The 11874-nt window shown below is 41.1% G+C and carries 10 protein-coding genes; 1 reads left to right on the top strand and 9 read right to left on the bottom strand.

Features of this window, described 5'->3' with window-relative positions; translation table 11 throughout:
- Nucleotides 1-164 precede the first annotated feature (164 nt).
- The 7 genes from JHL22_RS10205 to JHL22_RS10175 form a co-directional block, all read right to left on the bottom strand.
- A complete protein-coding gene (locus tag JHL22_RS10205) occupies nucleotides 165-1148 on the bottom strand; it encodes a retron St85 family RNA-directed DNA polymerase (protein ID WP_200236831.1) in 984 nt (327 codons plus the stop codon).
- A gap of 146 nt (nucleotides 1149-1294) precedes the next feature.
- Entirely contained in the window at nucleotides 1295-2230 is a 936-nt protein-coding gene (locus JHL22_RS10200; protein WP_200236828.1) for a retron St85 family effector protein, read from the bottom strand.
- Between the two features lie 214 nt (nucleotides 2231-2444).
- Nucleotides 2445-4238: a GmrSD restriction endonuclease domain-containing protein gene (locus tag JHL22_RS10195; protein WP_200236824.1), complete on the bottom strand. Its 1794-nt coding sequence runs from the start codon at nucleotides 4236-4238 to the stop codon at nucleotides 2445-2447.
- 96 nt (nucleotides 4239-4334) lie between these two features.
- Entirely contained in the window at nucleotides 4335-6194 is a 1860-nt protein-coding gene (locus JHL22_RS10190) for an ATP-binding protein (protein ID WP_234041235.1), read from the bottom strand.
- Nucleotides 6194-7366 carry an SIR2 family protein gene (locus tag JHL22_RS10185; RefSeq protein ID WP_200236821.1) on the bottom strand — a complete coding sequence of 391 codons (1173 nt, stop codon included), beginning with the start codon at nucleotides 7364-7366 and terminating at the stop codon, nucleotides 6194-6196. The genes JHL22_RS10190 and JHL22_RS10185 overlap by 1 nt, the downstream gene beginning before the upstream one ends.
- Nucleotides 7367-7632: 266 nt before the next feature.
- On the bottom strand, nucleotides 7633-8601 hold the full coding sequence (locus JHL22_RS10180) for a relaxase/mobilization nuclease domain-containing protein (protein ID WP_200236818.1): 969 nt from the start codon (nucleotides 8599-8601) through the stop codon (nucleotides 7633-7635).
- Nucleotides 8601-9119, bottom strand: a complete 519-nt coding sequence (locus JHL22_RS10175; RefSeq protein ID WP_200236815.1) for a plasmid mobilization protein — start codon at nucleotides 9117-9119, stop codon at nucleotides 8601-8603. Before JHL22_RS10175 ends, JHL22_RS10180 begins: the two co-directional genes overlap by 1 nt.
- A gap of 395 nt (nucleotides 9120-9514) precedes the next feature.
- On the opposite strand from JHL22_RS10175, the gene JHL22_RS10170 reads away from it, so the two are divergent.
- Nucleotides 9515-10762: a tyrosine-type recombinase/integrase gene (locus tag JHL22_RS10170; RefSeq protein ID WP_200236812.1), complete on the top strand. Its 1248-nt coding sequence runs from the start codon at nucleotides 9515-9517 to the stop codon at nucleotides 10760-10762.
- A 228-nt stretch (nucleotides 10763-10990) separates the two neighbouring features.
- Here the strand turns inward: JHL22_RS10170 and JHL22_RS10165 are convergent, their stop codons facing one another.
- Complete coding sequence (locus JHL22_RS10165) at nucleotides 10991-11203, bottom strand: DMT family transporter (protein ID WP_329610662.1); 213 nt, start codon at nucleotides 11201-11203, stop codon at nucleotides 10991-10993.
- Between the two features lie 62 nt (nucleotides 11204-11265).
- Nucleotides 11266-11874, bottom strand: a 609-nt coding sequence (locus JHL22_RS10160) for a Na+/H+ antiporter NhaA (RefSeq protein WP_200236809.1), incomplete at its 5' end; no start/stop codon positions are given.

Raw genomic sequence — 11874 nt, 5'->3', positions numbered from 1 at the left:
TTTTTTATCCAGTGCCTGTCAGATTAGATTTGGCTCATATTCTTTGTACCAACTCAAACATGAACTGTCATGTTTCCCTCGGTAATCACACTAATTCTTTTTTATGACAATGGAAATGCATTTATCTGTTAAGCAGTCTTTGAAGAGTAAAAACTAACTTAATCTTATTGGGTTTTATTCTTTTCTGTAATTTTTAGAAAGTTCTTCGATGCTTCAGAATCTGGATATTTTTCTATCAGGCATGCAATATAATTCTTTAGTTTTATAGATGATTTCCGATCAACGGAATTAATAAATGAAATCCATCCATGCAAATGTTCTTTATTTGTAGTTATGCCCGTAAATTCCTTATGAAATTTGGATCTAATTTCTCTATATTTTTCTCTTCCAATTCCGACAGTATCTCCAGAAATAATTAAGCTAGTCACAGATTTTTTTTTCCTAGTTCCAGAAAATATAGTTTTATTTGGATTTAAGGAAAATCCTTCGTCTTGAAGAATAAACGGGATGAAATTATACGCTTTATACAGCTTGTTCAGAGATTGGCTAGATAGCGTAATATCATCAGCATAACGCGTATACACGATACCTTTCGGCCCCGTGTATCCGTTAATTCTTGAGTCAAGACGCGAACATACCAGATTTGCTAGTTTTGGAGATGTAGGTGCACCCTGTGGAAGTCTACCTTCAAATAAACACAAGTTGGCTAGTATATGACTTATTGACCTGCTGTACCCGATAGAATTAAAAACACCAAATATTTTTTCCCCAGTTATACTAGGAAAAAAATCCTCTAGGTCAATGGTCAAGATGAAGGTTGAACCGGTATGCGGTAACGCATTATCGAGAATCGATGTTCCTTTCTCAAACCCCATTGAAAATTCTGAACTTGACAGCTTATCAAGAATATTTCGGAGTATCCAACCCTGAATGCCTTTTAATGCACGTGATGGATTAGCAATTTTTCTATTACCACCAGATCTCTTTGGTATTGTAAAAGTTTTATATAAAAAATTTGTTCTGAAGGCCAGATATTTTATATACTCAGGCGATAGGCGGGTTGCATTTGCAATATCCTCTATTGTTGCAAGAGGAGGCAGGCCGAGATTTTTTAGTCTATATATATTCGCAGTAGATTCAGTTTTCATAGTGATACGCATCCTTACGTCTTAAAAGCACGTATGCAAATCTGAGGCAATACCTCAGGCGAGGTATTGTGAAGATTTGCATGCGGCATAAAGTTGGATTTAATGCAGGACAGCGAAACACTATCCAGCGAGAACAACTCGCTCGGCTAAAGATGCGCATCATCTCGCATTCTATCATATATGACAACACTATTTCTACGAAAAAGTTTATTCATAAGCTCTGAACGTGCTCCGTCTAAAACTGAACGCTTAAATTCATTCCGAATTTGCATTGACCCTTGATTGGTAATCAAATAACCGGAAGCAGTCCGAGTTATTAATCTCTTTGAAATAAGTAGACTTAATGAAGATTTCACTGCAATTTCACATAATCCCTCATCATGTGATGTAGCAGACTTGAGAAGTTTGTATAGTTCAATATTTCCAATATTATCTACGATAAATATTAATGAAAGAATAAAGCCTTCTGTCTCAAGGATATTGGAAATGCCAGTCTTGGCAGGATGGTGTTTTTTTATTTTTGTTACAGCATCATCAATTTCCCTATAAATGTCATACTTTTTATGTGGGCATATAAGATCGTTATAGTCTATAGGAATAATCTTCCCTGTTCTTGACGAGCGAATAAGTCGATGGGGTCCGTAATTAATAAAGCTTTTTTTATTTTTAAACTTCTTTTCTGGCAAGCAAATTAATTTACCAACCAATCTCTCATGATTAGCAAATGCTCCAAGTTCCACAAGCGACCCCGCACTTTCAGGAAAAATAATAACCACATCCACACTATCTGCTAATATATTCTCCAAACTCAGTAAACTATGTGCTTTTGGGCCCATAAGAAGATTGTCAAAAATATTCTCAGGGTAATGAACTTCATAGCGGGGGTACTCAGAAAATATCTTAGCCATTCTCGACCTAGCCGTATCTGAATTCTTAATATCCGCACCACATACAAATGCGGATATTTTCTTTTTGTTTTTAGGTTGAAAAAGGCGGTCTTTAACAAATTTCGCTATAGTATCGATTTCCGCATTTGAAAATCTGGTCTGCTCCTGAACGTTATTTAGATTTCTAGAGGACATAAAAGCACTTTAGCGAGAGAAAGACATAGAAAGTACCAGTAAGTATACCGCATTTGGGATATATAACAGTCCAAGTTTTCAGCAGCCCCCATCAGCAAGCGGATAGGCTTTCCGATCGTACAGCTAAAAAATGTAATTAACATAATTTAAATGTACTGACCGAAAATCTTCGAGATGTGTTGGCTAATTACTTATCAAGACCAAATTACTTTCGTTACGCGATTAAAAAACCACCAAATGCCTTCACGGTCTCCTGACTATCACGGCCAGGTATTGTCTTACCGATTGCTTGTTCAATAAGGTTTAAAAATGAGATGGCACGCAACCGAATAAAACCATCAAAGTCATTACTACGAAGTTGTTGCACGGGAATAATATGAGAGCTTAAGAATTCATCGAGGTTAACCGAATTAATGCCTTTGACTTTCTGGATGCGTGAGAGATACAAACTTGGGGCATCACCACCAATAAATCGATTCGTACTCGCGGCCAATGGAGCTTTATTAATAACACTATTCCATTTCTCTTTAGGTGATTTTTGATTCTCGCACCATGATCGAGGAAATACATGATGTATGTCAATTGCATTGTTAAAATAAGAATTTATATCAATAGGAGTTCCACTAATGAAATCTCTGCCACCATGCTTCATCAAAAGGGCTGCAAGCCCTTTGTAGGCAGCAGATAATCGACTTTGTAAAGTCAACAATCGTACAGGTGCAAAATTAGCGTCTCGAACAGTTCGTGGCTCTAACCCACCATTAACCCATCCCACCACGTCCTGAATATCCATAGCAAAACGAGTTTCGTTGGCTCCACCATACTGTTCCCCCAATACACCTGACCAGTACCAACGTAGCAAACTCTGTTTGACTCCGTGCTCAGTCGTTCTGTTACCCAAATGAGCACAAATAGCAGCTAGGGGAATCAATTGAGTAGCATAAGGAAGACTACGCGCATCAAATATCTTTTCTTCGGCTAGCAGCTCTGCTGCTCGCTTAAATCCCAATTCAACCAAGGATTGTTGATCCTTGAACTCTTGTAAGGTTATTTTAAGAACTTCTGCTCTTTTGCAGGACACTGTGGTTTGCTTTTTGAGGTGTCTTCGATAACTATTGAGTAGCGTTACCGCAGTCAGAAAATTTGTTCCATCCACAGCTTCTAAGACATTATATTTAGCAATTAGACGCTCTTTACGGGCATCCCAGTCCTCTCGTAAACTAAACTCACCCACATCTGCAGCAAATGTTGCCGTCATGAGCTCAAAGACTGTCAGCGTAACGCCACCAGTATTCACTTTTTCAAATACTTGGCAGACGGCTTCTCGAGGAGTATCTTGCGTCAGCTCAATAACAGGCACTTTAAATTGCTGAAAACGTAGCCAAATTTCTTGATCAAATTTCATCAAAAACATCGCTGCATCTGGATTTTTTGCATGATATTTAGCAAATCCCATTTTCCAATTCATATAACCAGTGGGATCAAAAATTAGACTAGTAGGGCACATAAATTGGGCATATTGGAGTTCTGGAGTACTCAGATCCAATTCAATCTTATACCCAAAATTAGATATGATTTTCAAACTTTCAGGGACAGAGACAATGGCATCTTCACGATCTACTGTTTGATCAAGACATTTGATCATATTGAGGAAGTAAACTCGATGAGTTTCCGCACCTTTTTCTGTTCTCGTTTTAACAGATAAGCCACTACGTAGGGATAAATACATCGAAGTTAAACGCTGCTGTCCATCTAAAACAAAGATTTTTGGTTTAGGGGCCGGTTGTAAACTAACTCCCTCAAATAGGCGTGGTTTGAATGGAACACTTCCAGCCTCGAGGAACATTACTGCACCAATCGGATAAGACATTGATAGGCTAGCTATAAGCGATTTGATGTGATTGTCATCCCAAACCCAACCACGCTGAAAGTCTGGTAGTTGGATAATACCTTTAGCGATGTCATCTAACACATCCTTCAAGGCTGGTTCTACAGTTCTGAAACTCATTGATTTCTCTAAAATAAATTTATTAATCGATTATCTGATTACAAGATATACACCTTAAATCATTGAGAATTAATAAAGGGGTTACCATATAACTGGTCATTCAAAACCAGACATTCGTTTAGCGACTACTTCTAAGTCAATCAAACTTAATCCCTGACCTGACCAGCCTTCGGCAAACTTTGCGCTCTGTGACCGAGGAAGCTTTTCATTTGAAAGATTTCGTATCCTTACTCTGGCGGGTAGCGACGCTCCTTCACCGACAAAAATAGCTTCTTGTTGTGCAAGATTTGAGAGCACTTTAGTCATTCCTGAAAGACCATCAGGTAGAAAGCGAGCAACGTGTTGTTGATCAGCTTGATTAGTCAACCGTAAAACAAGCCACGTGCCACATTGTGATATCACTGTACTATCTACGTCAGCTGGACGTTGACTAACCAGCATCAATCCAAGGCCATATTTTCGTCCTTCCCTTGCAATTCTTCGCACTGCTACCTGTGCCGTAGCATACTCAGCCTCTCCTCGATCGGGAACATACCTATGAGCTTCTTCACAAACCAATAAAATTGGGTCCCTTTTCCTCTCATCTAACGTCTGATACAGCTTATATTGAAACAATAATCTCGCTAGCATCCCCGTAAGTGGGCCTGCCACTTCGTTTGGTAAGCCCGAAATATCTAATATGCGGATATCTTTTTTATTTTCCTCACCGAGCTGAATTTCACTAACAAACTGTGAAAGAATCTGCGAAAGAGTTGGTGAATTCACATCATAATTGGTCATTAAAAAATTAATTCGCATATCGCGTCGCAATATCGCGAGCTTATCCAATATAGATTTAAAATTTTTTGTGAAATCACCTTCTGGAACACGTTCTAAAACATTAGTTTTGCTTATACGTGCCCCCTGCAAGTAAACTATATGATTAATTAACTCATCCAAAGAGAAAGGACAGGGTTTATCTCGATCAAATTCAATAATATCTTGCAGATCAACTCCCTGTTTGGGTCGCGGATCATCATGAGCACTGCCATCGTTGGGAGCTTCCCCACCGTAACTTATAGGTGCTGGTTCCACTAAATCAGCAGCAACCAATCTTGCATGAGTTAGTGCTTTATAAAGAACATTGTTTTGGGAAGTTGCTTCGAATTCCGTTTTTCCAATTACGAGGAACCTAAACTCATCAGCTGACATCAACCAATAAGGTAGTTTAATTGGCTCACCTTGGGTTTGATCATGTCCAATAGGATCATAGGCTCGGTACACAATAGCTCTATCCCCAAATGCTTGTCCATACTCACCGTGCGGATCAATAACGATAATACGAGGACGACAAATATCTTGGCTATTCGGTTTGTGCTCTAGAACACTATGTAGTAATGCGGCGACTGCCCCCGATTTTCCGGACCCCGTAGATCCTAAGACAGCACAATGCATACCGAACATTTTATCTATGTTAGCTCTACAGCTAACTGATTCAGCACCAACATATGTGGCGAATGGTACTAATGGATCAATTTTATCATTGTGAAATTCACCTTCAGCTGATTTATACAAATTAACAGATTCATCACGCGTAAGTAAATATACGCCTTGGCGCGGCAATGGGTAAGTGGAGACTCCCCGGATAAATTTCAGTGCATTATTAGCAACCTTCCAAACCCCTTCAGCGAACAATTCAATTTCCATGACTCGTTGATCTGCTTCGGGAGGAATGGGTAGCCCCTTTTCTATTAATTCTTCTGATCGCATCCGTAGCAAAGTCACGAATCCGAACACTATTCTACGTCCGAAATGAACCTTGACAATACTACCAATCTGCCCAATTGAATAAACTCGGCCTTGATAACTACGAGTTAGCTCAGTGACCTCACCGCTTAACTCTACTCGAACTGCTGTTCCTGTGACTTCTACAATACTACCTATTTTCAGATCAGGCACCACCTCAAAATTCACCATTACACAGTTCCTTCCACACCATTTTTAAGTACATTGGTAACACCTTCAAAAGTCCACCAATCCAACAATGTTCCATCATTTCGACTGTGCATTGGTCCAATCGGGCCAACATACAAACCATTTTGAGTCATAACGTACACCCTTTTTCCCCAAGAAGATTGACGCCATGATTCAAGCACAGATGGCAATCCATCAGACTCAAAACAAAAGGCAAGAACAGTTGTTTTACTTCCAGGCATTGATAATGCAAACTCAATTTCTTGATTAATATGATCATCACCGAAACTATAGCCACATAATGCAAAAATATTATCGTTGCCATTAGATAACGCACGACGAAAGAGATCGAATTGAGCAGCAAAAGGATCTCTTTGAGTAGCAATGTATTTGGTTGCTTGCGGATAAATCAATACCCTGCCTGCACGATCAGGGTAGAGATCCTGATCCCGAACTCTCCAGACCTTACCATCATCACCCAAATACCAATCAATCGAACCATGTAGCTTAATAACATGGCCGCGAAAACCAGTTGTTGGTTCTTTATCACCGTATCTATAATTTCTAAAGGCAACCGCTCCTCCAACAAACCCATCCCAGTATGGGAAGCACCCAAGAGCCAAGGCATCTTCCAAAAGCGTATCGTAATTTGTGGTGAAAAAACGAATCGGTGGCCGTCTACTATCTAGCCCTGCTTGTCGTTTTCCAAGAAGAGCATTCAAAAAACCCAAATGATAATCTGCAGAGACTATAGGATTTTTAAATGAACCAATGTCAGCATCCTTTTTGTCATCCGCAGCGCGATAACCCCAACGTACGGTTTCAGATATGTATTTCAAGACTTCGAAATGTGCATCTTCTAAATTCTTGATGCTGTATATAGAGCCAGAGATAGTGACTTGTTGAGAACGACTTCTACTAGCTAATGTGGCGTAATCTCCAAGATGACTTAAAAGATGCTCAATATGGGTATTTTCTGGAAGCTCATCTAATAATTTATCTAATAATGGTTTATGAATAGATTTAGCTACCAGTTGCATTATTCGCTCTGTCAAGGGATGCATCAGAGGTATTCCAGCGCTGTAACTTACTCCAGCACCAAGTAGCCATATTTGATCCGGTCTACTTAAGAACTCATCAAGTTGCTGTAAGTATCCATCATCACCTGTATCCACTAATACACCTCACTGTTTTATTAAAAATTTTATTAACCTAGATCATTATTTGATATTAACAAATGCATCAAAAACAAACAAAATTATTCTATTTTTTTAAGGTATATTTAACACATTGAACTTTTAATAGTAATTTTTTCATCTCAAGGTAAGTTTATTACCATACAAAATAATAACTTCAGGACTCCTTCTTAAATCTTGAAAATCAAAAAAAGCCCGGCCAGCGCATCTTTCGACACACTGACCGGGCTTTATAATTTAAATCATCATCTATTTAGTTCATGCTCTTTCACAAGTTCAATAACATTATCAAAACGATCCTGTATCCTTGTATTTATCTCAGCCCGCAATACATCCCTGTTTAGTTGTGAGATTATTTTTGCTTCTGCTTTATGGCCTGCTCTGTACAATTCTTTAGCTAAGTTTGCGTATTCGCTCATAATAATATTCTTCGTTTCCAAATGCTCTTTCAAAAAAGGATGCAATGGACGTTTATTATCTTTAATGGCCATAAGCAATTCTTGGATCTGTAGTTTTTGAACTTCAGACACAGCACCTCTTTTTTGCATATTCCGAACAATGGCACTTTCTCCCTTCTGAACCTTTCCTCTATGCTGCCGTTTGGTTGCTGCACAATCCACCCCCTGCTCCCGCATTTTTTCAGCAAAACGTACCCTCCAGTGGAATAAGTCATTTTTCCTGGGGTTCATACGTTTGCCCAGCTCATCACGCATGCTTACAGCCAAATGTACATGTGGATGCTGTTCATCAGTATGCAACACAAATACATATTGATGCCCATTAAATTGTTCTTTGGCAAACTCTCTGGCCGCATCCTTTACAGCCTGCGGATCGGTACCGGGCGGCATGGACAAAACAAGATTTAAAGCTTCCCTTTTTGGACTATTTTCCGGTATCCCAAACTTACGCCAATCGCTCAGGGTTTCTTTTATTTCTTTTGTACCGTTGATTTTATGGCCATCCTGATTTTCAAGTTCCAGAGAACCATTTCTGCTGATATATTCAAGATGCCTCTTAACGCCTTTCATCCCCGAAGAATTGCCTGTACGTTTGGGGATTTTGATCATGACCTCTGGTTTTTTTAACCCGGCTGCCTTTAAGTTTGTTATTCCGGTACCAGGCTTGAATCCATGACTACCCCCACCACTTTTTTTAGGTTTTATACTTCGCTCAAAGCCCAGAAACCAGTTATCTACTCTATAGTTAAACCCCATTACGGCATCCTCTCCCAATTTGCTTGAATAACATCAGCCACTTTTTCTGTATGCTTATCCAGTTCATCTTTAATATTTGCCAGCATTTGCGTAGATACAGCAGCTTGAGCACCAGAATTTAAAGCCTTGGCTATCTGGTTAAGGTTCCGGCCAATCCTTAACATCTGAGCATTTGATTGATACAACGACTCAATTTGTTTCGTGGATACTACAGGTGTTTTTTGTATATGCGCTTGGAACAACATTGCCAAATATTTGTTGGCCGTCATTTTTGATTTAAACGCTCTGTTCCGAAGCTCATTTAAATCAGAGGATTGCAAACGTACCTCAATCCGATTACCTGTATCCTGTAAGTTAGCGTCTGGCAACAAGCAACCCTGCTTACCCAACTGCTTCATTAACAGCTGTTTTGCAAGCTGGGCTATACTAGATTTACCAGTGTTTTGTTTGGCCAGTTTTTTTAATGATTGATACTCCTCACTTGTCAGGTTACGAATCCTGAAATGCGCTTCTTTCATCTGTTCCATTTCCTATAGACGAAAAAAAACACCCGTAGGGGTGTTCATTCTTGTGTCAAATATGTGACTGAATTAGGCGTTATTATGCTGTTTTAGGCTGTATGTGCAAACGCATATAATCAATTAAATCAATATGTTATGTTTTGTGTTATAACCCTCAAAATCCCCCGCCGCGAGGCGTGCCGGTTCGATTCCGGCCCCGGGCACCACAAGATAATCAATGGACGTCAACAGACGTCTATTTTTTTGCCTAAAACCCTTTATTTATGCGGCTCTCAGGGCATTTTCAGTCTACTGAAGTCAATTGAAGTCTACCGGCATCAAGCACTTGCTGTTGGTATAAATGTTGGTATAAACTGGTTCGATATTATTTGTACCAACAATTGGACCACAATATGGCATTAAACGACGTTCAGATCAGAGCAGCCAAACCAACCGACAAACAATACAAACTAACGGATGGCGAAGGACTGTATTTGTTAGTCCATTCCAACAGCTCCAAATATTGGAGGCTGAATTATCGTTTTGGCGGTAAACAAAAAACACTGGCGCTTGGCGTATACCCCACCACCACCCTGGCAGCTGCTCGCGAGAAACGGGCACAAGCCAAAAAAATGCTTGCTGTCAACATAGACCCGGGTGAACAAAAAAAGCAAGATCAATTTGAACAAAGCAACGGCGACTCATTTGAAGAAGTTGCCCGTGCCTGGCATGCCAATAATAAAAAATGGTCAGAAGCACATAGTGCCCGAATTTTACAAAGCCTAGCCATGGATGTATTTCCCACAATAGGAAAAGCCAGCATCAAAGACCTGAAAACGCGTGACCTCCTTGTACCCATCCGAAAGGTCACAAGCTCCGGTCGCCTTGAGGTCGCCTCACGCCTACAGCAACGTATTACATCCATCATGCGCTATGCCGTTCAAAGCGGCCTAATCGACTACAACCCGGCCCAGGACATCGCCGGCACCATTCCTGCCAGCAAAGTAAAGCATCGCCCTGCCCTGGATTTTGAACGCATTCCAGAGCTCTTGGAACGGATATCCAACTATAAAGGCCGTCCATTAACCCAGCTGGCTGTAGAACTCTCATTACTGGTGTTTATACGTTCAAGTGAATTACGTTTTGGCCGCTGGAATGAAATTGACTTTGATCGTGCAATATGGACCATCCCTGCCGAACGGGAAGCCATAAAAGGTGCCAAGTTTTCTCACCGTGGTGCAAAAATGCGTACTCCTCACCTAGTCCCATTAAGTAAACAAGCAATAAACGTATTGAGACGCATTTATGAATGGACGGGTAACCATGAACTCATTTTTACAGGTGATCATAATCCTAAACTTGCCATGAGCGAGAATACGGTAAACAAAGCACTACGCACAATGGGTTACGATACCAAAACGGAAGTGTGCGGTCACGGCTTTAGAACAATGGCCTGCAGCGCGCTGATTGAGTCGGGCTTGTGGTCGAAGGATGCGGTGGAACGGCAAATGAGCCACCAGGAACGAAACTCGGTCCGGGCGGCGTATATTCATAAGGCAGAACACTTGGATGAACGACGACTGATGATGCAGTGGTGGGCTGATTTTCTGGATGCGAATAAGGCCAAGCCGGTGAGTCCTTTTGAGTTTACAAATACATGACGGGAGATATTTGCAAACAGGCAGGCGCTTAATCATGCGCATTTGAATCACTTTTTTATAAGAATGAACCCGGTTTTATGAGCGCTTACTTATCTGATCACTCACTAGAAAGCAATTTTCGATCGATTTTTTTATTGGGTGCCAACACTGCCACCTACAAGTTTGCCCTTGCCAAGTCATTATTGAAATTATCCAAGTCAAATGCCACTTTTATCAGCCTTGATGATCTCACGCCCATTTACGCCAACTGTTTACTTGAGCATGTGAAAACAGGCGGGTAAAGAGTAAAACCAGCACGGCAGCAACGCCGGAGCGGATGGAAACTTGCAATAGGGGAGGAATATCTGCGGCAACGGCTTTGATGGCGACTTGTTGAAGCCCCCATATCAGGCAAAGCAACACCATAATTGCGCTGGCCTTGCCATCTACTGCTTTCCTCATTTTATTGCATGCTCCGTGCAAGATCTTTTAATATTTGCGTGTATTTTCGTTAACAGCGTATCTTACTTATGCCTTTTTTTGTAGAGATACCCCCAACTTAGGCCAACGATGGCTGCAGTCAGGGAAGCCAATAATACACCCAGCTTTGCGGCCCCAAGCAGATTGGGATCTGCCAAGCCAAGCGTGGCAATAAAAATCGACATGGTAAAACCAATTCCTGCCAACAACCCAACCAGACTGATACCACCCCAGCTCAATCCGGGGGGGAGCACACACCATCCCAAACGGACGACCAGCCAACTGGCGGCAATTACGCCAAACGGCTTGCCAATTACCAATGCCAGCAAGATGCCCAGTAACACCGATTGTGAACCCCCCATTGCCAAATCCACCCCATCCAGGGTAACCCCTGCATTAGCCAGCGCAAACAATGGCATAACCCCATAAGCCACCCACGGATGCAGGGCCATTTGAACGCGGGTCACCGGTGCCATCAGTTCACGCTGGGCACGCTTAAGCTGCTTCACAGGTTCTGCAAGGTGATTGGGAGAAGCGTCTTGTTTATTGAGTTGAGAAAACGTATTAATGGCCTCTGACGCCAGCATTAAAGGCGGCTCTTTCAGGCGACCGGACAATACCGGCGTCATCAGACCCAAAACAACACCTGCCAG

This window comes from Advenella mandrilli (genome assembly GCF_016595155.1).
GTDB lineage: Bacteria > Pseudomonadota > Gammaproteobacteria > Burkholderiales > Burkholderiaceae_B > Advenella > Advenella mandrilli.
This window is presented reverse-complemented; position numbering and strand designations above follow the sequence as displayed.

Coding starts and splice junctions, on each gene's coding strand:
- JHL22_RS10205 (WP_200236831.1), bottom strand. CDS start 1,148: ATGAAAACTGAATCTACTGCGAATATATATAGACTAAAAAATCTCGGC.
- JHL22_RS10200 (WP_200236828.1), bottom strand. CDS start 2,230: ATGTCCTCTAGAAATCTAAATAACGTTCAGGAGCAGACCAGATTTTCA.
- JHL22_RS10195 (WP_200236824.1), bottom strand. CDS start 4,238: ATGAGTTTCAGAACTGTAGAACCAGCCTTGAAGGATGTGTTAGATGAC.
- JHL22_RS10190 (WP_234041235.1), bottom strand. CDS start 6,194: ATGGTGAATTTTGAGGTGGTGCCTGATCTGAAAATAGGTAGTATTGTA.
- JHL22_RS10180 (WP_200236818.1), bottom strand. CDS start 8,601: ATGGGGTTTAACTATAGAGTAGATAACTGGTTTCTGGGCTTTGAGCGA.
- JHL22_RS10175 (WP_200236815.1), bottom strand. CDS start 9,119: ATGAAAGAAGCGCATTTCAGGATTCGTAACCTGACAAGTGAGGAGTAT.
- JHL22_RS10170 (WP_200236812.1), top strand. CDS start 9,515: ATGGCATTAAACGACGTTCAGATCAGAGCAGCCAAACCAACCGACAAA.
- JHL22_RS10165 (WP_329610662.1), bottom strand. CDS start 11,203: ATGAGGAAAGCAGTAGATGGCAAGGCCAGCGCAATTATGGTGTTGCTT.